Source organism: Bacillus sp. LJBS06, assembly GCF_016924995.1.
Taxonomy (GTDB): Bacteria; Bacillota; Bacilli; order Bacillales; family Bacillaceae; genus Bacillus; species Bacillus stercoris.
This window is the reverse complement of the sequence record NZ_CP070483.1, coordinates 593,098-616,498: the sequence shown is the minus strand read 5'-3', so window position 1 is coordinate 616,498 and position 23,401 is coordinate 593,098. Positions and strand designations below refer to the sequence as shown.

Genomic DNA, 23,401 nt, shown 5'->3' with positions numbered 1-23,401 from the left:
TCATTAGCTTCCTTGTCAATGATTTCAAACTGATCTTGTTTGCCAGCTTCCTTTATTAAAGAGCCTCATGTATTTCGAATAACTCAATCAATTCATTGATTCCTATATCAATGGCTTTTCATTCACTGATAAGTATTTGCTGAATAGATTGACATTCAGGCTGTGACAAACTTTATTCTTTTTTTTCTAACGAGCATCACTCCGGGGCCAGATAGAGTTTTGCCAGCAAATGCAAGGAACAATTGGGTGCAGCGGCGCATAATGTACTGTACAGAAAGATGGAAGGGTGTGATGGGATGCCGTCTACAGTAATCAACCTATATTATTTGAAGATCAACAGTATTTCGGGCAATGGTTCAATTACAATAGGCGAAGCTGCTTATAACAGCCCTACCAACAATCAAAAATCTCAAGGGACCAATTCTTCTTTCGGTGATACCTCACCTACAGAATCGGTTATGGAAAACTTCTTAAACGATCCTGATGTAAATGACCAGACATCTATCGGCAACTCTGATACATCCAATGTTAATGCTCCTCCGATTGCACCACCGCCAATTTTAGATTAAAGGGGTTTCGTCTATGCCATATCAAATTAACATCGCAAATATTAAGATCAACGGCGTCACGCAAAACGGAAATATAGATGTCGGTCCGACTGTGCACAACAGCCATACTGCGAACAGCAAATATTTTGGAGCAAACTTTTCCTTAGGGGATCTTTCGCCTACGTCTTCACTTTTGAACACTGGAAATATTGATTCAGACGTTAGTGACCAAGACCAAATCGGAAACCCTTCTGCGCCGATTGCAAATCAAATTTAAGGAGAATCTCATATGGATTTCGAAAAAATTCGAAAGTGGCTTGAGATTACGAATGAATATAAACAAAGTGACTTTTGGACAAATGTGCTCAAGTATAAAGCCCCGGAACATTTTTTTGATTCCGAAGCTTCTACGTTTGTTTACGACTTTTATCAAGATGAAGAATATAATTTTATCATTGTGGAAATGCCCGGTGTGTATGAGGAAGAATTAACAATCCGCTTATTATCTAAAACCCAGCTGTTGATCAAAGGAACGCTCACGCCTGTTTTTCCAGACGAAATGGTGGTGCTGCGTGAACGGTATTACGGAGAAATTGAGCGAACCATTCAGCTTCCTGAAGCCACCGAATCTCATTTATTACAAATTCAGCTGTTAAACGGGCTTCTCCACATTTCGTACCCAAGACAAGTCGAAACCATCCCGTTGCAAAAAGGGCTTTAAGATGGTTCCTTTCATTCCTTATCCACAGGGGCTGATATATGGTCTTTATATTGATCCACATAAATATCCCCATTACCAAGCAGCACTGCGTATACGGTCTCTTTCACCTTTATGTCTCTTTTTCGCAATTCTTCCAAAAGCCAGGATTCTGTCAATCGATTCTGCTGTAAATTATTCTGAATGATTTCTCCGTCCATAATAAGCTCTATCGGAAGCCTGTGTTCTTGGTTTACCGCAATCATTAAATCCTGTTTGGTTACATGCCGGAATTGCGGTTTTCTTAACACAGTCAGCTGACCATTCGTTTCAAGGATTGCAAAAAGTACTTCTTCGATATTAAATATTTCTTTTTCACGTAATTGCTGATTTAAATAATCAAGTGTGTAACGCATTTTCCTCATATTCGATTCAAGTATCTTCCCGTTTTGAATCAGCACTGTAGGATCTCCGGCAAAAAATTTTCTCAGCTTCCTGTTCTTTATCGACAGGAACGAAATCAAAAAAATGGTTAGCACAAAAATACTAAAAGAAATGGCCATATTGTGCGGTTTTATTGAAGTATTGTAAGCTAATCCGGCAGCAATCGCCCCTAATGTGATCGCCGCAATAAAATCAAAAATCGTCATTTGAGAAATTGTCTGTTTGCCTAAAATCCGTTCTGCGATTAACAGCAATCCAAAGCTGGCAATCGTTCTAATGACAACTTCTAGTTCAATCATGTTATGGCGCTCCCCGCTTCCCAGATTGTGTTGGCCAAAAAACTCTTGCCTATATCATTGTTGGGCTTAATATATCCCATCTACCCCAAAAATATTGTTCGGTTTAGAGCAGAATGAACCGGCTGCCTTTCGGATATATTAAATTGCGATTGGCCAGAAGGAAAGCCAATCCCAGGACAAATCTAATTCCTCATTGGTCAGGTGGTAGCATGAAGTTCACTTGGGAATCCCTTGTTCTCATTGTAGCCGGGGTCATTTTGCTGAGAATTTCAGGAAGGAAATCAATTGCACAAATGACGTCAACTCAAACGGTTGTCATGATTTCGATCGGAACGATTATCGTTCAGCCAATCATCGAGTACAGCCTCTTCAAAACATTAATTGCAGCGGCAATTTTCACAAGCACACTCATCGTTATGGAATGGATCCAAATGAAATCGAACATCATTGAAAAGATGTTAACCGGAAAAGCAAAAATCGTCATTGAAAACGGACAGCTTCATATCGAAAACTTAAAGAAGATGAGACTTACAGCTGACCAGCTTGAAATGCAGCTAAGGCTTCACGGCGTTACGGCTATACAAGATGTTAAAATAGCAACATTAGAGGCCAACGGGCAATTAGGAATTGAATTAACTGATGACGCCAAGCCTTTAACAGTCAGGGATTTGAAAAAACTCATTCACCCCGATTTCATAAATAAGGATGGACAAGCCCAGTCTGGCAATCAGAATATTTTTGATGAAGTTGGTAAAAAAAATAAAAAAAACGTCCCTAAAAAGCTGCATTAACAAAAGGCGCTTGTGGCATTTTGCAGGTTTTTGTCTCTTACTGAAAGTTTTTGCCGTTTTGTTTAAGCAACTGCTGCTCACACACCATATTGTATAAACAGTCATAACGGAGAGGAGAGATGAATGATGAAATGCCCAGTTTATATTCATTCGATATCCGGGAACAGCGTTTTTAATAACGGATTTGCAGTTTCCATCAGCCCGTTCTCTGTGTCTAAAACAACGGAGGGTTCCGGTGGGAGTAATACAGGTTTGGTTTTTGAATCCAATACTTTAAGCCAAACAAGCTCCGCCAATCAAGCCCAAAATGTAACATATGCGATCCAAGAGCTGCTTTCCAAGCTTTTAGCGTAAAAATTAAGAAATAAACACTTCATGAGGTGCCATATGGCTTTTCCAATTATTCATACAAACTTTTGGGATGCTGTGATAGCCATTCCAATCATCATAGTGATAACCCAAATCCTCAAAATATTATTGAAAATCCCCAAAACTTTTGTGCCATCGGTTGCTTTAATAATAGGTCTTGTCATTTCTGTTTTCATAAGCCATCGACACAGCCTCTTTTCCGGCGTGTTTATGGGCTGGTTTTATGGCTACGCCGCTATAGGCTCCTACTCATCATTAAAAACGACCATCTTATCCTTCAGGCAAACGAAAAACGATACATCAAATTCATAGATGACATATAACGATCTGCCGCCTCTTTATCAGGCGGCTTTAATTCTGCTGATAGGTTTGAATGCTGGTACGATCATCTTCAAAAGAGCTCCTCATTCACTCGCTTAAAGAAGCACTATTATTTTTACCATTATGTTGATGCAATGAAATAAAAACGAAATATCATAGAAGTAAATAGACTGCCAGCGTCCTCTATGACATCTACTTCTGAATGAAAGGAGCTTTTGAAGCATGCGATCTCAAATCAACATCTCAAATCTCACGATAAATGGGATGACACAAAACGCCAATACAGATATCGGACAAAACTTGCAAAACAGCCATACTGCGAACAGCAAAAACTACGGTGTCAATTTCACATTAGGAGATTACTCTCCTTCTAATTCCATTATTATTTCAGCAAGTTGTGATAATGATACAAGTGATCAAGGGCAGAATGATAACCCTTCTTCACCTAGTGAAGAATAACATGATGCACAAAAAAAGAACTCATATGAGTTCTTTTTTAATCGTTTGTCTCGTTTGATATGATGCTTCTTTTCTGAAAAGCCCAATGATGTTCCACAGGATGAGTGCTGCGGATATGATAAAGTGAGGAATATTCATATGCTATGGGTTCATGACGACCAATAAGAAGCGAAAAGATATAAATGGATAAACCCTTTATTCGCCTTCATATAATCGATAAACCCTATCCAGCTTTTGTTCAAGCTGTTCAAAATGAACAAAGCGGGCTTCTCTCAAATACTCAGTCCCATCATGAACAAAAGAAGCACGGGAACAGTAAAGACTGAAAATTTGCCGGCAACCTCTGCTACATCGTCAGCATTGACATGCCCCAATTTGATGTTTGGAAACTGATCCAATACTATTCTAAGCTGCGGCAGAACTGCGTGACATACTGTACAGCCAGGCCTTGATATATAGATAAAACTGAATTGGTGCTGTTTGATAAAATGATCTATAGAATCTAATGAATGTAATGCTGTCATTTCTTTCATCCATTTACTCCTTCAAATAGGTCTGCCTTTCATGACCAAGCTAATATATACCATTCACTATACAGATTTATATTTAGTATTTCCGCTTTTTTGCTTTGCATATCACCTGCAAGCTTGCCGAAAATGTAAATACAAAAGAACAGTTACTGCATGACAGTAACTGTTCTGATTTACTTTCGTATTAAAAATGCAAAGCGTAAGCTCCTGAACCGATGAGTGCAACTCCTATGGAGACGGCAATGAGCACCACGTTATATTCAAAACCGCCGGCGCCATTCGCAAAGCCTTTCGCTCCATGAACTTTTACGATCGCACCTAGCATAATGATTGTGATGATAGCAGCTCCAAGCGGGAGGAACACACCTAAAATAAATAGAATTCCGCTTACTAACTCCCCAAGGCCTGACAGAGCGGCCGCAGCGTTACCTGGTTTTACCCCAATTGATTCGAACCATTGTCCGGTCCCTTTAATTCCGTATCCCCCAAACCAGCCGAATAATTTTTGTGTGCCATAAAACAGAAACACCACACCAATCATAATCCGAATAAGCAACAGTCCTGCATCTTCCATTTTTATCTCTCCTCATCTTTGATTTCATCTGATTCTTTGCTGACGGTACCATCCATCCAGCAATCATCAATTGAATATATGTTTCTTTATTTTTTTATGTGTCAAATCAATCTAATTCTCTTACTTCAAACGGCAGCAGCCCTTGTTCAATTTGTGCCCGATGCGGTTCATATTGCACAGGCAGCATCAATTTTCCGCCCATTGTTTCGTGTGATTCATCATGGGCAAAGCCCGGTGGATCAGTTGCGATTTCAAACAGGATTTCCCCATGTTCCCTGAAGTAAATGGCATTAAAATAATGTCTATCCCTAACAGGAGTTACACCGTATCCGTGAGAAGCAATATGTCTTTGCCAATCTAATTGATCTTGGTCATCACTAGCCCGCCAAGCAATGTGGTGCACCGTGCCGGCTCCCATTTGACCGCGGCCAATAGGCGTTAACTTAAGGTCAATCACATTTCCGATATCACCGGCAGAACGATAACGAATAAAGTCTCCTTCCCTGCCGACTCGTTCCAGCCCCATAATGTTTTCCAATAGCTCCGCGGTTTTGTCAGGCTGCGCTGATAATAAAGTTGCGCCCCCAAAACCTTTAATGGCAACATCAGGCGTTACATCTCCGAAGGTCCACGTGTTAGCCGCTCCTTCTTCTCTTTCCACGATTTCTAAGTGCAGGCCATGAGGATCATCAAACTCAATATATTGTTCTCCAAAGCGCTCGATTTTGGTGTATGGAATGTTGAACTTTTCTAGTCTCTTTTCCCAAAATGCCATAGCCCCCTTCGGCACGACATATGAAGTCACGCCAACTTGGCCGTCTCCAATGACGCCTTGGCGGGCTCCAGCCCACGGAAAGAAAGTGATGATGGTTCCCGGCTCCCCGCCCTCATTTCCAAAATAAAGATGATACGTACCTGGATCATCAAAATTGACAGTTTGCTTGACCAAACGAAGCCCAAGCACTCCTGCATAGAAATCTGTGTTCTCTTGAGGATGGCCAACAATCGCTGTAATATGATGAATTCCCATTGTTTTTTTAGCCATTTTTATCTGCTCCTTTTACATATACTCAACAAACTCATTCACAGGCTTACGGTAGCCGCGCGGCCTTCTGCTCTCTGTTTTTTCTTTCCCAATTGTAATCATCATGACAACCTCAAACTGGTCATCTATGTTCAAAATCTGTTTTACGGCTTCCGCATCAAAGCCGATCATCGGGCAGGTGTCCCAGCCTTTTTCTTTAGCACTCAGCATAAACATCATCGCAGAAAGTGAAGCGTTCCTTATCGCCTCATCTCTCTTAAATTGCTCTCCCCTGTTTTCATAAAACGAAACGGTGTCTTGAACCATATGGTCATACTCTTGCTTATTTAATACCCCTAACACCTTTAATCCTTCATAGATGTCAGCCGCTTGCTGATATGCCTGTTTATCCCCTAATACCAAAAGAACCGCAGATGAGCTAAACACTTTATATTGTCCGTTTGCGGCCTGTTTCAGCTTTTCTTTTACATCCGGGTCTAGAACCGTCACATATTTTGTATGCTGCAAATTAAAAGCCGATGGTGCCAATGCAACCAATTCAAACATCTCATTGAGGTCTTCTTTTGTGATTGGATGACCTGAAAGAAAATTGCTTGCAGATCTTCTTTCATTAACTAACTGTGTAAATTCAGCCATTACGATACACTCCTTCTTATCTCGAATTCGAGATATTATTCTATAAAAAATCTCATTGAATTTTTAAAAAAGAACTGACTGCGATTGGACCTTGAGCGTTGATCTTATTAACTTAATATCTCGAATTAAAATATCTTGAATATGAGATAATAGTAAAATACAGATCATCTAATGTCAATAGTTTTTTTATAACAGATGGAATTTTTCCGCTGAAGGCAGCATTATTATTGCCACTCCTTGTTACATGAGAACTCATTTGTTTGCAGTGTGAGCTTTTAGCACAGCTCCAACTTTTTTTCTGTTACCTTATTTATTAGTAACCAGGAAACAACGTTGCTATAGACCCACTCGAAATTGAATTGGTATGATAAGCAAAGTGATTACACAGAAAAGGATACGGAGAGCGTCTAAAGAGCACTCCTATTTTTTTTGTGCAGTTTTATAGGAGGAAAAAATGGCAAGTGAAAGAGAACAAATCAGCAGAAAAGTTGCTTTGATTGCATTGATCGCCAATCTGATCCTAATGGCAGGAAAGGTCTTTTTTGGACTGATAGGCGATAGTGAAGCCGTTTTTGCAGACGGAATCCATTCCGCGGCAGATGTCGTTGCTTCGATTGCGGTCTTGGCAGTGATCGGCATTTCCAATAAACCGCCCGATCAGGACCATCCTTTTGGACACGGAAAAGCAGAAGTCATTAGTGAGGCGATTGTAGGAATAATCTTAGTGATCGTATCCGTTTATATCCTCATTGAAGCGATTCTGTCCTTTGTTAAAGGGCCAAGCGTTCCCCAATACAGCGCATTATTTGCGGCTCTTATTTCGTACGTGGCTAAGGAAATCTTATATCGTTATTCTATCAAGCAAGGGGAAAAATGGAACAGCAAAGCGATTATAGCGATTGCATACGATCATAAAGGCGATATCGTTGCCTCCCTTGCCGCTTTTATCGGCGTCTTGTTGGCTATCATCGGAAACACCCGCGGCTGGTCCTATCTGTTGTACGCCGATGCAATTGCCAGTGCAATCGTTGCTTACCTCATTTTTAAGATTTCTATGGAATTAATCAGGCCGTCTGTTGATGTGCTTATGGAAAAGAGCGTTGACCCCAAACTGATAGAGGAATATAAAGCTGTTATTTTTCAATGTGATCAGGTAAAACGAATCGATAGAATCCGCGCGAGAGAACACGGCCACTATAAATTGCTTGATGTCCGTCTATCTTTGGATCATGATTTGACAATTAAGCAGGGACATGACATTGCCCGCGAAATTCGAAATGAAATCAAAAGACAGTTTTCCGATGTTGAAGAAGTGCTCATCCATGTGAATCCTTATTTCGAAGAATGAAAAGCTCCTTTTGAAAAGGAGCTTTTGCTTTATGCTGTTAAACTTTCCCTTTAGAACTCGCTGTACTATATAATATGGATGTATATCAATCATAGGGACAGAAAGGTTGTTAGAATGAAGGAATTTTTTTCGATTGGGGAAGTGTCAAAGTTATTCAATGTGAAAATCTCTGCTCTTAGGTATTATGATGAAATCGGTCTTTTGAAGCCGGAATATAAAGACGAGCAAACGAACTATCGATATTATTCCACCCAACAGTTTGAGCGGCTGGATACCATCAAGTATTTGAGGGCCTTAGGCCTGCCAATCCATAAGCTGCTTGATTTTTATAACTCTCAAAATACAAATACCCTTCTTCATTTACTAAAAAGCCAGCAAGCTGAAATTGACCGCAAGAAGAAAGAATTGGAACGCATTGAACGAAAGATCTCCCGCCGCATCACACATATAGAAGATGCCGTTCACACACCGTTACATCACATTTCAAAAATCAAACTTCCCGCAATTCGTGTGGCTTATTTACAGCATGAATATGTTCTCGGCCATGATATCGAACATTCGTTAGCAGAATTGAGAACCCACCTGAATGTGAACGAAGATATATTTATAGGCAAAATCGGTTTATCCATTTCAGCAGCAAATGTGAAGGCAAAACAGTTTGACAAATATTCCAGTATATTTATGATTCTTGAAGATGAAAATGAAAAAACTTCATCAGAAATCATTTTCCCTTCAAGAGAATATCTGCAAATTAGGTTTAGAGGGTCACACCCAGAAGCCGAACCATACTACAAAACATTACTGGCGTATATGGAAGAGCATCATTATGAGGTAGCAGGAGATTCTATCGAAATCACACTCATTGATTATGGCATTACGAATAACCTAGACAATTATGTGACTGAAATCCTCTTGCCCATCAAATAATCTCATGAATATGTTTTGATCTCCCTTGACTCTCTACTAACTAGAGGGTTTATTTTTTATGCAGGAATCATTATTGGAGGAGAAAGCTTATGTTTGGAACGATTTTTAACACAGTGATGATCATTGCGGGAAGCATAATCGGGGGGATATTCAAAAAAGGCATTAAAGATGAATACCAGGATATTTTGATGCAGGCAATGGGATTCGCTGCAGTCGCGCTGGGAATCAACGCCGTTACACAGCATTTGCCTGATAGTAAATACCCCATTCTTTTCATCGTGAGTTTAGCTATTGGAGGTTTGCTTGGCCAGGTCATTAATCTGGAATTACGATTCAACAAGCTGGTGAACAAATTTTCTAAAAGCAATTTAGCGGAGGGGTTATCAACTGCGATCTTATTATTTTGTATAGGCTCGCTGTCAATATTGGGTCCTGTTGAAGCCGCTTTGCATGGAGATTATACGTACCTTCTGACAAACGGTATGTTAGATGGGATCACCTCCATTGTGCTCGCCTCGACTTTTGGTTTTGGAATAGCGGCAGCTGCCATTGTATTGTTTGCTTGGCAGGGCTCCATCTATTTATTTGCTAAAGTAATGGAGAGCGCAATCAATACAGACCTTATTAACGAAATTACTATTGTGGGAGGCATACTCATCCTCAGTTCAGGTCTAAGCATTCTTGGAATCAAGAAGTTCAAAACACTGAATCTGCTGCCTTCCCTGTTGATCCCTCCTGTTGTGATTTTTGTGATTCAATCATTTGGATTGCATTTTTAACAAATCGGCATCAATTAAGCGAAAATCATGAATGCCGGCCATGTTTTATTACTTGAACAGACGGAGAATGGTCATATGGGCGTCAATTCATTCATCACAATCTTTGCGATCGTCTTTGTACATAAACCGATCGATGGCCGGCAGTTCACAACAAAAATACCAAGGTCGTCAAGATCCTTGGTATCATGCTGAACATGCGCTGTGTTTCTGTCTCTGATCTACATTTGTAATGCTGAGTCTTTGATACCATGCATTCAAATCACAATGTACTGCCCTCTATAAGGCTTTCTCACCTCGGGGTGTGTTTTCATCAAAGTATTCATAAATGATGTCATATTCGAAATGTGTACGCCGGTTTCCTTTTCAATCCTTCTTTTCAAATCGATACTGCTCATTGGCTTATTCTGCTGCTTTAATATGTGTAATGCTGCTTCACGGGAGGCTTTTGATTCAGCTCTGCCCTGCCTTCTTTTTTTCTTTTGGATTGGTTTTGATGTTACGCGATATGTCTTTACAGCATTTGCAGCTTGTGCCATGAACGCAACTTGAGATGGGCTCGTCTTTGACCGTTGTAGCTGAAACTCACGAAGGATCGAGCTTTCATGTTTATCTATGTGTGCTAATCTCATACACAAAGCTTCTCCCCCCAATTAAGCAGGCGAAAAAGAGCTTTATTCCACCGGCAGATCTGAGTCATTGTTTAACTCTTTAGAACACGGATCAGGGAAATCACCATCTATGAAGGTGAGTGGTTCTATCGGCCCTACAGCGCTAAATCATGATTTTTTTGCTCGGTACATACTCAGTATATAGCCGCCTATCCCCCCTGCAATGGCTGGAATAAGCCACCCAAGCCCTATGCTGTACATAGGAAGAACCTGAGTGAAAACGCGATTCACGACTTCAATTTTTATCCCAGCTGCATTCAAACCGTCAAATAGGCTGATGATAAACGTGAACAGTAAGCTCCCCTGATACACTTCAGCCTTCCCTTTAAATACAGAGTGCAAAAACGTTAAAAATATTAAGGAAATCGCGATTGGATACATCGTCATTAAGACAGGCTTGGACACCTTAATGAGCTCTGTTAATCCTATATTTGCAACAAGTGTGCTAAACACCGCTAACATCACAGCTATTTTTTTATAAGAAATGCCCGGAAATAATTCATGAAAAAACGAAGAACACGCTGTGATGAGTCCGACACTTGTCGTCAAACATGCTACCGTAATCATTAAACCCAATAAAATAGAACCATAGGATCCAAAATAATAGGATGAAACCTTAGCCAAAACCTCGGCCCCATTTTCTAAAAGCCCCAGCTTTTCAACGCTGGAGGCCCCCATATATGAAAGGGAAGTATAGATAAGGGCTAAAAGTGTCGCAGCAATCGCGGTGGCTTTTGCACAAATGATGATCAGCTGTTTTTTGGTGGCTGCCCCTTGTTCTTTCATTGCATTCACCACAATGATTCCAAAAACGAATGCTACAAGGGCATCTAGTGTAAGGTATCCCTCCTGAAAGCCTTTAAAAAACACATGCGATGTATACCCTTTTGATGGCGCTTGAATGGTTCCAATTGGATGAACAAGAGCTACCACTACAAGCAAACCGATAAATGTCAATTTAATTGGTGTTAAAACTTTTCCGACCACATCCACTATTTTTGTGGGATTAAGTGATAACAGACATGCAACTGTAAAAAACAATATTGTAAATATGATCAATGAAACAGGGCCTGCATCATCTGATAAAAAAGGTTTCACTCCAATTTCAAACGATACGTTCCCCGATCTTGGGATAGCGAAAAAAGGCCCGATGGCCAGATAGAGAATCGTTGTAAACACAATGCCAAACACCGGATGCACACGGCTGGCTAACGATTGTAAATTATCTTTACCTGAAAAAACAAATGCAGTCATTGCCAGCAGCGGCAAGCCGACTCCTGTCACCAAGAAACCCGCATTGGCAATCCATACATTTTTTCCAGCCATTTGCCCAAGCATAGGCGGAAAAATGAGATTTCCCGCCCCAAAAAACAATGCAAATAGCATTAGTCCTATAATGATGATATAGGAAGCAGACACTTTTTTTGACATGATAAATCCTCCGAATAAAGTAGACACCTCTTGAATGGCAAGGAAACACTACAGATGCTATATACATTGGCACGGTGCTGAGTCCAAAATAAGATTGTGTCAATTTCATTAATTTTTAAAAAGTTCAATAAAAGTTTGATCATTGATCGTTCCCCATACGGTTAAAAAACCAATTGTACCATAGCCATATAAACAACGGTTCCCCCCGCTATAGAAAGTAGCATATTTTTTTTCCAAAAGTGAAGCAGTGCAACTGCAGCTGCTCCAATCAATTCAGGAATACCGTGACTCCCAGAAAGTAGACTCACGTCTTTAAAACAATAAATAACCAGAAGCCCGATTACCGCTGATGGCAGCACCCTGCCCAAAAATTGTATGTATTTCGGCGTCGGTTTCCCAGACGGGAAAATCATGAATGGAAGGAACCGTGTCAGCATTGTGCCAAGCACGACCATAGCAACAGTAATGATTTGCTGCGTTATACTCATCGTCATACAGAAACCTCAGCTTTCTCTAATGGTTTTCTCAGAACAGTAAGTATCCCTAAAATGGCGAGCATAGCAGGAATAATGAAATGGTTTCCGCCAAAAATGATAAGGCTGGCAGCTGAAAGCCCAAGGCCTGCGAGAGCACTGTGATGTTTTTGCTCTTTCATCCACTGCTCAATGAAGATCACAATAAAGAGGGCGGTCATCACAAATTCAAGCCCTTCGGTATTAAATTTCACATACGATCCAAAAATACCGCCTATCGCTGCTCCCGCGACCCAATATAAATGATTAAGCAATGTCACAAAAAACATAAACCAGCCCTTGTCAACATTCGCCGGAACATTAGCGGTATAATTGATAGAAAATGATTCATCGCACATCCCGAAGATCAAATAAAGCTTTTTCTTTCCAGTCCCCCTGTACTTATCCAACATGGAAATTCCATAAAACAAATGCCGGGCATTGATCATCAACGTCAAAAAAAGGGCATTCAACGGATTGAACGCGCTCAGCAAGAAATGGGCGGCAACAAACTCCATTGATCCTGCAAATATAATAAAACTCATGATGATCGGATAAATTGCACTAAACCCTATAGAATGCATAAAGATTCCATAAGCAATTCCTAGAAATAAAAATCCGGCAAAAATCGGAATCGTATACGGGAAGGCCGAACGAAATGCAGCCCCTATTTGATTTCTTTTTGTCATAAGATTCACACCTTGCAACATTTTTATTTTAAAGTACCATATTAAATCCATACAACAAACAAGATAATTGTATGGATTACAATTATCCTTTGTATCATAATAGAGAAAACTTGCTGCACTCCTTTTAAAAACCATTCGTGGGAAATGAAACAATAGAGGTGGATTATGCCGGTCAATTCATTCGACAATTACCCAATGTCTTGGAAGCCAGAAAGAGAGGCATTAAAGCGGCCTTTCTATAAATCAATTGCTGCACTGCTTGAACACGATATCAAAAATGGTTTTTTGGCACCGGGTACAAAGCTCCCGCCCCAGCGAGAATTAGCTGACTTTCTTGACTTAAACTTCACTACAATTACCCGAGCCTATAAAGTGTGTGAGGTAAAGGGACTGATATATGCGGTCACCGGAAAGGGAACCTTTGTTTCTCCTAGCGCCGCTCGTTCAATTACGATTTCTAAAGATAAAATCACCAACTGTATCGATCTTGGTTTAATCGCCTCTTTTGAAGAAACCAATCAAATTGTAACGGAAGTGATTCAACAGGTTGCGAGTAAACATTACGTAAAACAGTTACTCAATTACAATGATCCAACAGGCATTCCGCATCAAAAAACAGCAGGGCTAAACTGGATGAAATCGTTTGGCATTCAAACTGACCAAGACCATATCTCAATTGTTTCCGGTGCCCAAAATGCGCTGGCCATTTCATTGGCCGCGCTGTTTGAGCCAGGGAATCGAATTGCCACTGACTTATACACGTACTCAAATTTTATTGAACTTGCAAAAATGCACCACATTCAGCTAGTGCCGATTCCCGGAGATGAGTATGGAATGCTGCCGGACGAACTAGAAAAGCAATGTACTCAACTCAACATTCATGGCATTTTTTTGATGCCTTCTTGCTGTAACCCAACTACTGTTATGATGTCGAGTGCCAGAAAGAAAGAAATCGCGGCAGTGATCCGCAAGCATCGTTTATTATTGATTGAGGACGATATTCATGCGTTTATGACCGCAGGCTTGATTTCTGATTATCAGGAGCCCATGTTCAACTTGCTCCCAGAACAAAGCGTATATATTTGCAGCACCTCTAAGTCAATCTGTTCAGGATTAAGAGTGGCCTATATGGTCTATGGAGATGCCTTGGGCGAGAAAATCCATCAGGCGATGTTCAACATTAATGTAAAAACGTCTTCTTTTGATGCAGAGGTCATAACAGAACTGATTTTATCAGGAAAAGCGCATGATATTGTTTCTCAAAAAAAACAGCTTGCCCAGTCGGCTAATGATATGTTTGCAGAGTTTTTTCCTGAAACAGAGGTGAATGGACATCCTCTCAGCTTTTATCGATGGCTTTCCATCAATGATGATACCGATGCGTTACAGCTGGAAACGGATTTGAAGAAACATGGAATCCGCGCATTTCATTCTGATCGCTTCCTGAGCGGGTCTGCCACTCCTCATAAGCATTTGCGTGTTGCGCTTTCTTCAACAGAATCATTAGACGAGTTGAGAATAGGATTAGAGAGATTGAAACATTATCTCGGCTAACTTGATCAAACACACCCTATACCGCTTGATATCCTCTACCTGCGTAAAAACAAAATGGCGGCTTCACCTTCTAAATACTGCCACATTGAGTGGCCATAGAATCGCCTACAACATGATCAGGCAATGAACGTGAAGCAAAAAAGCAGATCATAAAAGATCTGCTTTTTAAAAGGGGCTTTTTCATTATGCCGCAAACTTTACCTTTGGAACTCACTGTACTATTTAATGTGAATGTATAAATCATATGAACAGAAAGGTTGTTAAAATGAAAGAATTACGATTCAACATGCTGGTGAACAAAGCAATTTAGCGGGGGGTTTATCAACTGTGATCCTATGATTCTGTATCGGTTCCCTTTCAATTTTAAGCCCTGTTGAAGCCGCTTTGCATGGAGATTATCATACCTCCTGACTAACGGAATATTAGATGGGATCACCTCCATTGTGCTCGCTTCAACTTTTGGTTTTGGAATTGCTATGGCGCTCCCAAAAAGGAGGTTAATATTCTGTTATATTGATTTTCAATAATCTGTCCCAATCATTTTATTTCCTTTTTATCTTGGATTTGACGTCGAATAACCTCTGTATTATATTGTAAATAAATTCTGTTATATCAAAATCAGACTCCCCATCACGAAACGGCACATTCATTTAAACAAAATTGAGAGGGGCACTTGTATGTCAAACCATTCATCTAGTATTCCCGAATTAAGTGACAGCGGTATCCGCTATTATCAAACTTATAATGAAAGCCTTAGTCTTTGGCCGGTCCGCTGCAAATCATTCTACATATCTACTCGTTTTGGTCAAACACATGTGATTGCTAGCGGGCCAGAGGATGCCCCGCCGCTTGTATTACTCCACGGAGCATTATTCAGTTCCACGATGTGGTATCCCAACATCGCCGATTGGAGCAGCAAATACAGAACTTATGCAGTTGATATCATAGGTGATAAAAACAAGAGTATTCCTGAGAATCTAAGCGGTACGAGAACGGATTACGCCAATTGGCTTCTTGATGTGTTTGACAATCTGGGGATCGAAAAGTCCCACATGATCGGACTTTCGCTTGGCGGTCTCCATACGATGAATTTCCTTTTACGTATGCCTGAGAGAGTAAAAAGCGCAGCTATACTGAGTCCGGCAGAAACATTTTTGCCATTTCATCACGATTTCTACAAATACGCTCTTGGCCTTACAGCGCCAAATGGAGTTGAAACATTCTTACATTGGATGATGAATGATCACAGTATGCTGCACCCGATTTTTGTGAAGCAGTTTCAGGCAGGGGTAATGTGGCAGGATGGATCAAGAAATCCAAATCCTAAAGCCGACGGATTTCCGTATGTATTTACCGATGAGGAATTACAATCAGCAAGAGTCCCTATTCTATTATTACTCGGTGAACATGAAGTCATCTATGATCCCCACTCAGCCTTGCACCGAGCCTCTTCATTCGTTCCTGATATTGAGGCGGAAGTCATTAAAAATGCCGGACATGTTTTATCAATGGAGCAACCCGCATACGTAAATGAACGTGTAATGCGTTTTTTTAATGCAGAAAAAGACATTTCACAATAAGTGCTTATTAAGATAGTGATTCGCATTCATAAAGAACTGCAATATGCTTCTAGCCAGCCATTTCAAAAAATAGAGTCTCTCTCATGGACTCTATTTTTTACACATCATTTTGTTTTTGCATTTATATCATGATCGATTGGACAAGACCCAGAACTGGTTTTGTGTGCTTGTTTCATTTGCATTTTTTACAGATCAGTTTTAAATTCCTTAATTTTCAAAAAGGATTCTCAAGATCCTTGGCATCAAGGAGTGAATGCAAGTCAAAAAAATCATTTGATGTGCTTTATCACTTTTCCTAGGATGCCTGCTAGTATGACGCAGCTTCTGCCACATATCGAAAATGAGTGATGGCGCCATAAGTGTCTCCTTCACTTTCCAAATACCACCACAATGTTCGGCTATAAAATCGTTTACAGCTTGATCGGGAATAGTAAACAAAAAAGCAGATCATAAAAGATCTGCTTTTTCTATTACATGATTTGTTTCTTTTGTTCATGATCTATTTCTGGCTGTATTTCCTGTGTGAGTTGATGCCCTTCTATGTCCACATTCGGGATGATCTTGTCCAGCCATTTCGGCAAATACCAGGCTGCATTCCCCATCAGTTTCATCACACTTGGAATCAGTGTCATTCGCACAATAAATGCGTCAAAGAGCACACCAAAGGAAAGGGCCAATCCGTTGGCTTTCACAGTAGCTTCTCCGGCAAAGATAAATCCTGCGAAAACGAAAATCATGATTAAACCAGCCGCGGTGACAACAGGACCGCTGTGTTTTAATCCAGCCTGAATGGCTTGTACTGGATTCTTTGTTTTTACATATTCTTCACGCATTCTGCTGACAAGAAATACTTGATAATCCATAGCTAAACCGAACAGAATCCCAATCGATAAAATCGGCAGGAAGGCGAGTATTGGCCCTTTTTCAGGTATTTTGAAAAAGTCGATGAGATTGCCGTCTTGTAAGATAAATACACAGATCCCAAGAGTGGCTGTCATCGTTAAAATGAAACCTGCAACAGCAACAAGCGGCACAAGCAGCGAACGGAAAACAATGGTCAGCAATACAAATGCAAAGCCGACAATGAGTACAGCAAACACCGGTATCGCATCATTCAGGCGATCTGAAATGTCAATATTCACTGCAGTCGATCCAGTAACAAGCAAATCTACTCCGTTTTTATCTGACAAACTGCGTACATCGTGTACCAAATCTTTCGTTGCCACATCATTTGGACCTGTTTCCGGAACGACCGTAATGATGGCAAAGTTCCCTTCTTTATTAGGCATTGCAGGGGTGACACTTGCTACATGGTCTAAGCCCTTTATTTCTTTCACTGCATCTGCGAAAGCCTCCGCTTTATTTCCTTTGACACTTGCGGCATCCGCTACGATGGTTAATTGGCCATTAAAACCTTCTCCAAACCCATCGGCAAGCAAGTCATAAGCCCGGCGTTCAGGATTATCCTTCGCTTTCATCCCTGCATCAGGCAAGCCCAGTTCCAAATGCATAGATGGAATACTAATGACGATCAAAATGAGAATGCTGCAAACACTTAGCAGAATAGGATGTTTTGTGACAAAACGCCCCCATGCATTTGTGGCAGAGCTTTGTTTTCCTTTTTTCTTGTTTGCTTTCGGAATCATCCGTTTCCCTGCTATTGATAAGACGGCAGGCACCAGCGTGATGGAGGCAAGAACAGCCATCAGTACACTAAGCCCTGCTGTCAGCCCCATTGCAGACATAAAAGGAATGTTAACAACCGTCAATCCGCAAAGTGCGACGATCACAGTAAGTCCGGCAAAAACGACTGCACTCCCAGCTGTTCCGGTGGCTCTTGCAACCGAGTCATTCTTTTGTATGCCTTCACCTAAAAACTGGCGGTGTTTCGTAAAAATAAATAAAGCATAATCAATCCCAACAGCAAGACCAATCATTCCGGCTAATGAAAGACTGACGGAAGCAATATCGAATACTTGTGTCCCAATCAAAACCAGTCCAATGCTTACCCCTAAACCAAGCAGCGCAGTTAAAATCGGCAATCCTGCTATTAATAAAGAACCGAATGTAATAGCTAAAACGACAAAGGCCAAGATAATGCCGACAATTTCAGAGACACCGCCTATCTCCATCTCGGCTCCCGGTACATCTCCGCTTAGCTCAGTTTGCAATCCCTCATCATCAGCCATTTTCAAACTGTCTTTTAAGTGTTTGATAGAGTAATCCTTTATATCATCTGCTGATGATTTATACTTGATATCAGCATAGGCAACTGTGCCATCTTTCGCGATTGTTCCTGTCACAAAAGGACTTGCAATCGAGTCAACAGAATCATCTTTACTGATTTCCTTGAACGTTTTTTCTATAGCTTTTTTCGCTGGCTTTGAAGTCAGTTTCTCCCCATCATCAGCACCGAAAATCACCCGTATGCTCCCTTTATCAGGACCGTGAGGAAATTCTTTTTCAATCACATCCATCGCTTTTTCCGAAGGTGTGTCAGGTATGGACATATCCTCAGAAAAACTTGGCTTTAAGGTGATTGCAAGGCCAATCGAAGCAACTAACACAACGACCCATGCACATATTACTTTTACGCGATGCCGAGCAACCCATCCTCCTAATGTATATAACATTTTTGACATGATAATCTCCTTTCAATACATTGCTTAATCACATTCTTTCTCATTGTAGTTGACCACGAAATAAAAAAAACGTACATTCGGGCATGTACGTTTGGGCAATTTTCAAATATGCAGTTTATTTGTCTAATGTCAGAATACCTTTTTGCATGGCAATCGTTACTGCTTCAGTTCTTGAATTCGCGCCTAATTTATTGTAAATGGACGTTAATCTGGCCTTTACTGTTCGCTCAGAGACGCCCAAATCAAAGGCAATCGCTTTGCTTTTAAGCCCTTTAGCAATTGCTTTTAAAACAATGACTTCCTTTTCTGTCAGCTGCGTCTCACTGCTCTGCTTCTTCATCCGCTCAAATTGGATTTCTTGCAAGCGTTTAAGGATATCAGGCTGCAATAGCACATTTCCTCTTATCGCTGCATCCATTGTGTGAAAAAGGGTTTCTGAACTCGTATCCTTCAACAGATATCCTTTCGCTCCTAATTCAATTCCTTCAATCATTAGGTGATCTTCATTATATGTAGTCAAAATAATGATGGGGATATCGTGTTTTTCATTTATTTGTTTAATGGCTTCTAATCCGCTCATCTCCGGCATATACAAATCCATAAGAATGATATCCGGTTGCAATTCATCTGCTAGACGGACTGCTGCTCTGCCATTTTCCGCCTCTCCTATAATGGTGTATTGATCGTTCGTTTCAATTAAAAGCTTCAGACCTTCCCTCACGACAAGATGGTCATCAACGATTAAAACCTTATTCATCTTGCATCTCTCCCTGAATTGGTACAGTAATCTCAATTTGTGTCCCTTTCAATTTTGTACTCTTTATATTGAATTGGCCATTCATGGATCTGACACGTTCTTGTATGCCAAGAAGCCCATAATGCCCTCTCTTTTTCTTTCCTTTTTCAACATCAAATCCTTTGCCGTTATCCTTAACTGTTAAATGGAGCCTCCCCTTCTCATCATCCCAAATGGAAATCCAGATTGTTTTTGCTTCAGCATGCTTTGCCGCATTCGTCATGCATTCTCCAATGATGAAATAACAGTTTTCAGCTGTACGCACATCCAGCACCTGATGCAATCTGTAATCTAATAAACAAGCCATGCCTGTCGACTCTATAAAATGATCCATCAGTGAGGTAATTCTTTCTTTTAAAACACCGATTTCTTCTGATTTGCTGCGGAGATCATCAATTGCTGAACGTGCATCAGCTAATGTGCTTTTCACTCTTTTCATCGATTGTTGTATGATTTCCTTCGCTCTCTCTGTGTTGCCTTTGGAGAGATGTACATGAATCGCGTCCAGCTGCATATTTAAACTGACCAGCCCTTGAGCAAGCGTATCGTGTAAGTCTCGAGCCATCCGCTGCCTTTCGTTCTGCAGCGTCAGCTGTTCGACCTGCTGATGAGCTAGCTCCAGCCTTTCAAGAGTCAATTGAGCTTTTATTTTTTCATCAACTTGGGCAAAAAATGTTGCGGCATAAGTGATGATGACAATCATGATCGGCGCAGCAATAACAATAAAATGCAAAACTTCACCTTTATGAAGGTGAAACGCCGAATTTATGACCAGCAGCAGCAATAGATAAAGAATGAGAAAAGTCCTTCTTCTGTCTGCCATTCCTATGATTTGGCCAATTAAAAATGCATAAAGGCCGATAATAACAAGTATAAAGAAGCCAGTCATGAGATTAGCAAGTGCAAAGGTGATCAAACCTTGTACCACGAAATACAGAATCACTCTTTTCTTAACCCAGCGATATGAGTGCCAATGAAGCAAAGCAAAAATTCCGATCAATATGGTAAACGCATAAAACAATAAAATGGACCAGCTCCCAGAAACAAATTGCAGCACGATAGAGGCTATATAGATCATAAGAATAAAAGCCAGGCCAGGCACTCTAAGCGCAAGCATGTTTAATGCACGCCTATCATGTGAGTAATATTTATCTTTGAAAGGATTCCTTATAAGCAAACCTTATCCACTTCCTTTACCTGTTTCACCACATCAAAATTCATGAGAATCGAACGCAACATTAGAGTTTCCAACAAAAGATCATTGCCCAAACGTACATGAACGTTCTGCCTTTATGTACGTTTTATCTTTTCAAATTTACCTTTAAAATCATAAGGAACATACTATTCATTGAAGGAATGATCATCATTGAAATCAATTGATCTTACAATTTTATCATTAAAAAGAAAAGGAATCCGGACTGAGAAGGTATTAAAAAATCAATATCCTGATCGATTAAGCCATATGACAGATAAAAATACGCAGCCAAAAATCAGATGCAAGGAAAAAGAGGAATGAACATGTATTGGTTTTTAGGTGCTTTATTATATTTTCTCATCGGTACTTGTGTATTCATTGGAATCATTAGAGACAGCCACTCAGGCTCGTGGACCCTGCTTGCCTTAGCAGCTCCACTCATCATTTTGGGTTACCCTTATTTTTATTCTAAGCAGCTTTTTGCTAAAAAATAGTGAAATAACGCCATACAATTCGCACATTGGTAAAGATATCAATATCGAGATACAATTTAGATATACGACGGAAAGGAGTTTTGCCTGATGAGTCAAAGAGTGTCCTACTATGAGATTGCACCTGAAGGTATGAAAATCATGATGGATATGGAGAAATACACGAAACAATCCTCAATTAACCGAACTACGAGAGAACTAATCAAAATCAGAGTTTCTCAACTAAACGGCTGTGCCTTCTGCATAGATATGCATACTTCCGATGCCCGTAAAATGGGAGAAACTGAACAGCGAATTTACTGTTTACATGCTTGGAATGAATGTGATTTTTACTCCCCTGAAGAGAAAGTTGCTCTCGAACTGTCTGAACACATCACGCTCATTCCATCTAAAAGGGTTCCTGATGAGCTATATCATCGGGTGCGGGAACATTATGATGAAAAACAATATGTTGACCTTGTTCTCATTATTAATCAAATAAACAGCTGGAACCGCATCTCTATTGCAATGGGGAATCGAGCTGCTTCAAAATAAGAAGAAGGAGTAAGATTAAAACGAATCTTACTCCTTCTCCTAGATATCGTGCCGCATCATCATGTGTTTCCGTTTCAAAATCCTAAAGCTTCACGTTTAGGTACTTTTCAAACGCGTTTTTCCCGCTTGGTGTAATCCTGATCGCTCTCGTTTTAGGCATACGAACGATCCATTCTTCTTCTAACATGCGCATCAATAAGGCGTTTCCTAATGCTCCTGCAATATGATGCTGCCGTTCACTCCAATCCAAACAGCAGCGGGCAAAGGCTCTCCTCTTATTCCGTTGTTGCTCTTCATTGATGCCTAACTTCGAAAAGAATAAAGCACCCTCTGAAGTCACCTCAAAGTTTAAATCAACTTTTTTTAACATCCCCTGCTCAACTAATGAATGTGCCATTTGTACGCCCACATAACCTGCCAAATGATCATAACAGGTACGGGCGAAATGCAAGTCCTTTTTCTCTTTTGACTCTTTTAAAGATTTGACTTTACCTTCAGGCGCAATATGAAGCAATTGTTCGATCACGTTAGCAGCATCTGAGTTAGACAATCTGTAATACCGATGTCTTCCATGCTTTTCTACGCTAATCAGCTTCGCGTCAAGCAATTTATTCAGGTGAAAACTTGCGGTTTGAGGTTTAATGTTAGCGAGATATGCAAGCTCTCCCGCAGGGTGTATCCTTCCATCCATTAGACTCAAAAGTATGGAAGAACGCGAGGGATCTGATAGCAACGAAGAGATTTTTGCAATATTAGGATTCATGATTTTCCTCCTTACATTCATATTTCGATGATAGTTGAAATGTTAATCCTTTACAATATAAATGTAAGCGTGACAAGGAGGAAAAAACATTGGACATCAAAAAACGAGACACTCGTCGATTTAAAGAAATAAAACCCAAGATCATGTATTATGGTACCTCGACATTTCTTCTAACCACATTGAATGAGGATGGAACCACTAATATTAGTCCTATGTCTTCTTCTTGGGCTCTTGGACATTATATAATCCTTGGAGTAGGACTGGGCGGAAAAGCCATCGACAATTTGGAAAGACACAAAGAGTGTGTCATAAACTTGCCTGGCCCGGATTTATGGGAAAACGTTGAAAGAATTTCATCTTATAGCGGAAAAAAAAGTATACCGCCTTTAAAGAAACAGCTCGGATTTACATATAAAAAAGAAAAATACGAGGCAGCAGGGTTAACGCCTTTACAATCAAAAACAGTATCACCAACACGAATTAAAGAATGTCCTATCCAAATCGAAGCCGAAGTGAAACATATTCGGATTCCAGAATATGATCAGTCATTTGCCATTGTAGAGACGCAGGCACTGCACTTTCATGCCGATGAAAGTATTATACTGGACGAAAGCCATATTAACCCCTCCAAATGGAGCCCACTGATCTATAATTTCAGACATTACTTTGGTTTAGGAAGAGAAGTCGGAAAGACCTTTCGTTCAGAGACATGATTATTTTGAGACCGAACCATGGTCTATTCTAGTAACCCTTGTTATTATCAGATCAAGCGATCATTA

Annotated in this window: 28 protein-coding genes and 2 pseudogenes; 17 read left to right on the top strand and 13 right to left on the bottom strand. The window is 40.4% G+C overall.

The annotated features are described in order from the left end of the window. Positions 1-296 precede the first annotated feature (296 nt). The 3 genes from JQX68_RS03195 to cotP are packed head-to-tail and all read left to right on the top strand — an operon-like array spanning position 297 to position 1,269. Positions 297-569: a spore germination protein gene (locus tag JQX68_RS03195; RefSeq protein WP_003243854.1), complete on the top strand. Its 273-nt coding sequence runs from the start codon at positions 297-299 to the stop codon at positions 567-569. Between the two features lie 13 nt (positions 570-582). Further along, positions 583-825, top strand: a complete 243-nt coding sequence (locus JQX68_RS03190) for a spore germination protein (protein ID WP_014478992.1) — start codon at positions 583-585, stop codon at positions 823-825. A 12-nt stretch (positions 826-837) separates the two neighbouring features. Beyond that, the gene (gene cotP / locus JQX68_RS03185; protein ID WP_014662972.1) at positions 838-1,269 is read left to right on the top strand and encodes a spore coat protein CotP; all 432 of its coding nucleotides are present in this window, start codon (positions 838-840) and stop codon (positions 1,267-1,269) included. An 11-nt stretch (positions 1,270-1,280) separates the two neighbouring features. Here cotP and JQX68_RS03180 read toward each other — a convergent pair whose 3' ends face one another. Continuing rightward, the gene (locus JQX68_RS03180; RefSeq protein ID WP_014662971.1) at positions 1,281-1,988 is read right to left on the bottom strand and encodes a DUF421 domain-containing protein; all 708 of its coding nucleotides are present in this window, start codon (positions 1,986-1,988) and stop codon (positions 1,281-1,283) included. A gap of 209 nt (positions 1,989-2,197) precedes the next feature. On the opposite strand from JQX68_RS03180, the gene JQX68_RS03175 reads away from it, so the two are divergent. The 4 genes from JQX68_RS03175 (at position 2,198) to JQX68_RS03160 (ending at position 3,928) form a co-directional block, all read left to right on the top strand. Next, a complete protein-coding gene (locus JQX68_RS03175) occupies positions 2,198-2,779 on the top strand; it encodes a DUF421 domain-containing protein (RefSeq protein ID WP_014662970.1) in 582 nt (193 codons plus the stop codon). A 123-nt stretch (positions 2,780-2,902) separates the two neighbouring features. Beyond that, the gene (locus JQX68_RS03170; protein WP_014662969.1) at positions 2,903-3,133 is read left to right on the top strand and encodes a spore germination protein; all 231 of its coding nucleotides are present in this window, start codon (positions 2,903-2,905) and stop codon (positions 3,131-3,133) included. A gap of 33 nt (positions 3,134-3,166) precedes the next feature. Further along, positions 3,167-3,460, top strand: a complete 294-nt coding sequence (locus tag JQX68_RS03165; protein ID WP_014662968.1) for a hypothetical protein — start codon at positions 3,167-3,169, stop codon at positions 3,458-3,460. Positions 3,461-3,691: 231 nt separating this feature from the next. Further along, positions 3,692-3,928 (top strand): spore germination protein, encoded by a 237-nt coding sequence (locus JQX68_RS03160; RefSeq protein WP_014662967.1) that lies wholly within the window; start codon positions 3,692-3,694, stop codon positions 3,926-3,928. A gap of 195 nt (positions 3,929-4,123) precedes the next feature. Here JQX68_RS03160 and JQX68_RS03155 read toward each other — a convergent pair. From JQX68_RS03155 to JQX68_RS03140, 4 genes and pseudogenes are all read right to left on the bottom strand, one after another. Beyond that, positions 4,124-4,461, bottom strand: a pseudogene (locus JQX68_RS03155) (thioredoxin family protein). A 181-nt stretch (positions 4,462-4,642) separates the two neighbouring features. Continuing rightward, the gene (locus JQX68_RS03150; RefSeq protein WP_014662965.1) at positions 4,643-5,032 is read right to left on the bottom strand and encodes a DoxX family protein; all 390 of its coding nucleotides are present in this window, start codon (positions 5,030-5,032) and stop codon (positions 4,643-4,645) included. Positions 5,033-5,138: 106 nt separating this feature from the next. Then, positions 5,139-6,077, bottom strand: coding sequence for a ring-cleaving dioxygenase (locus tag JQX68_RS03145; protein WP_136654802.1), 939 nt, complete (start codon positions 6,075-6,077; stop codon positions 5,139-5,141). Positions 6,078-6,092: 15 nt separating this feature from the next. Then, entirely contained in the window at positions 6,093-6,713 is a 621-nt protein-coding gene (locus tag JQX68_RS03140; protein ID WP_040084051.1) for a nitroreductase family protein, read from the bottom strand. A gap of 454 nt (positions 6,714-7,167) precedes the next feature. Here JQX68_RS03140 and mneP point away from each other — a divergent pair, with 454 nt between their 5' ends. The 3 genes from mneP to JQX68_RS03125 all read left to right on the top strand — a co-directional run bounded on the left by mneP (position 7,168) and on the right by JQX68_RS03125 (position 9,767). Continuing rightward, positions 7,168-8,061 (top strand): manganese transporter MneP, encoded by an 894-nt coding sequence (mneP, locus tag JQX68_RS03135; RefSeq protein WP_014662962.1) that lies wholly within the window; start codon positions 7,168-7,170, stop codon positions 8,059-8,061. A 114-nt stretch (positions 8,062-8,175) separates the two neighbouring features. Further along, positions 8,176-8,988 carry a MerR family transcriptional regulator gene (locus tag JQX68_RS03130; RefSeq protein WP_069149037.1) on the top strand — a complete coding sequence of 271 codons (813 nt, stop codon included), beginning with the start codon at positions 8,176-8,178 and terminating at the stop codon, positions 8,986-8,988. Between the two features lie 89 nt (positions 8,989-9,077). Beyond that, positions 9,078-9,767 carry a DUF554 domain-containing protein gene (locus JQX68_RS03125; RefSeq protein ID WP_040084053.1) on the top strand — a complete coding sequence of 230 codons (690 nt, stop codon included), beginning with the start codon at positions 9,078-9,080 and terminating at the stop codon, positions 9,765-9,767. Positions 9,768-10,021: 254 nt separating this feature from the next. Here the strand turns inward: JQX68_RS03125 and JQX68_RS03120 are convergent, their stop codons facing one another. From JQX68_RS03120 to azlC, 4 genes are all read right to left on the bottom strand, one after another. After that, positions 10,022-10,396 (bottom strand): Rok-like winged helix domain-containing protein, encoded by a 375-nt coding sequence (locus tag JQX68_RS03120; RefSeq protein WP_147772957.1) that lies wholly within the window; start codon positions 10,394-10,396, stop codon positions 10,022-10,024. A 147-nt stretch (positions 10,397-10,543) separates the two neighbouring features. Next, a complete protein-coding gene (brnQ, locus tag JQX68_RS03115) occupies positions 10,544-11,866 on the bottom strand; it encodes a branched-chain amino acid transport system II carrier protein (RefSeq protein WP_147772956.1) in 1,323 nt (440 codons plus the stop codon). Between the two features lie 161 nt (positions 11,867-12,027). Next, positions 12,028-12,360, bottom strand: a complete 333-nt coding sequence (locus JQX68_RS03110) for a branched-chain amino acid transporter permease (protein ID WP_040084057.1) — start codon at positions 12,358-12,360, stop codon at positions 12,028-12,030. Then, entirely contained in the window at positions 12,357-13,118 is a 762-nt protein-coding gene (azlC, locus tag JQX68_RS03105) for an azaleucine resistance protein AzlC (RefSeq protein WP_147772955.1), read from the bottom strand. Before azlC ends, JQX68_RS03110 begins: the two co-directional genes overlap by 4 nt. A gap of 114 nt (positions 13,119-13,232) precedes the next feature. Here azlC and JQX68_RS03100 point away from each other — a divergent pair, with 114 nt between their 5' ends. From JQX68_RS03100 to JQX68_RS03090, 3 genes and pseudogenes are all read left to right on the top strand, one after another. Beyond that, a complete protein-coding gene (locus tag JQX68_RS03100) occupies positions 13,233-14,621 on the top strand; it encodes an aminotransferase-like domain-containing protein (RefSeq protein WP_069149033.1) in 1,389 nt (462 codons plus the stop codon). Positions 14,622-14,892: 271 nt separating this feature from the next. Beyond that, a pseudogene (locus JQX68_RS03095) lies at positions 14,893-15,103 on the top strand (DUF554 family protein); the annotation flags it as partial. Positions 15,104-15,298: 195 nt separating this feature from the next. Then, positions 15,299-16,201 carry a carboxylesterase gene (locus JQX68_RS03090; protein ID WP_147772954.1) on the top strand — a complete coding sequence of 301 codons (903 nt, stop codon included), beginning with the start codon at positions 15,299-15,301 and terminating at the stop codon, positions 16,199-16,201. Positions 16,202-16,671: 470 nt separating this feature from the next. Here JQX68_RS03090 and JQX68_RS03085 read toward each other — a convergent pair whose 3' ends face one another. The 3 genes from JQX68_RS03085 to ydfH all read right to left on the bottom strand — a co-directional run bounded on the left by JQX68_RS03085 (position 16,672) and on the right by ydfH (position 20,816). Further along, positions 16,672-18,843 (bottom strand): MMPL family transporter, encoded by a 2,172-nt coding sequence (locus tag JQX68_RS03085; RefSeq protein WP_040084062.1) that lies wholly within the window; start codon positions 18,841-18,843, stop codon positions 16,672-16,674. A 115-nt stretch (positions 18,844-18,958) separates the two neighbouring features. Next, positions 18,959-19,600, bottom strand: a complete 642-nt coding sequence (gene ydfI, locus JQX68_RS03080) for a two-component system response regulator YdfI (protein ID WP_040084064.1) — start codon at positions 19,598-19,600, stop codon at positions 18,959-18,961. Then, on the bottom strand, positions 19,593-20,816 hold the full coding sequence (gene ydfH / locus JQX68_RS03075; protein ID WP_205440532.1) for a two-component system sensor histidine kinase YdfH: 1,224 nt from the start codon (positions 20,814-20,816) through the stop codon (positions 19,593-19,595). The genes ydfI and ydfH overlap by 8 nt, the downstream gene beginning before the upstream one ends. 189 nt (positions 20,817-21,005) lie before the next feature. Between ydfH and JQX68_RS03070 the strand changes: the two genes are divergently transcribed. The 3 genes from JQX68_RS03070 (at position 21,006) to JQX68_RS03060 (ending at position 21,859) form a co-directional block, all read left to right on the top strand. Continuing rightward, a complete protein-coding gene (locus JQX68_RS03070; protein ID WP_014662946.1) occupies positions 21,006-21,155 on the top strand; it encodes a hypothetical protein in 150 nt (49 codons plus the stop codon). Next, on the top strand, positions 21,152-21,328 hold the full coding sequence (locus JQX68_RS03065; RefSeq protein ID WP_080478167.1) for a hypothetical protein: 177 nt from the start codon (positions 21,152-21,154) through the stop codon (positions 21,326-21,328). The genes JQX68_RS03070 and JQX68_RS03065 overlap by 4 nt, the downstream gene beginning before the upstream one ends. An 87-nt stretch (positions 21,329-21,415) precedes the next feature. Continuing rightward, a complete protein-coding gene (locus tag JQX68_RS03060) occupies positions 21,416-21,859 on the top strand; it encodes a carboxymuconolactone decarboxylase family protein (protein ID WP_069840375.1) in 444 nt (147 codons plus the stop codon). Positions 21,860-21,941: 82 nt separating this feature from the next. On the opposite strand, the gene JQX68_RS03055 is transcribed toward JQX68_RS03060, so the two are convergent. Further along, the gene (locus JQX68_RS03055) at positions 21,942-22,622 is read right to left on the bottom strand and encodes an ArsR/SmtB family transcription factor (RefSeq protein WP_147772952.1); all 681 of its coding nucleotides are present in this window, start codon (positions 22,620-22,622) and stop codon (positions 21,942-21,944) included. Between the two features lie 89 nt (positions 22,623-22,711). On the opposite strand from JQX68_RS03055, the gene JQX68_RS03050 reads away from it, so the two are divergent. Continuing rightward, complete coding sequence (locus tag JQX68_RS03050) at positions 22,712-23,335, top strand: flavin reductase family protein (protein ID WP_147772951.1); 624 nt, start codon at positions 22,712-22,714, stop codon at positions 23,333-23,335. The last annotated feature ends 66 nt before the right edge of the window (positions 23,336-23,401 follow it).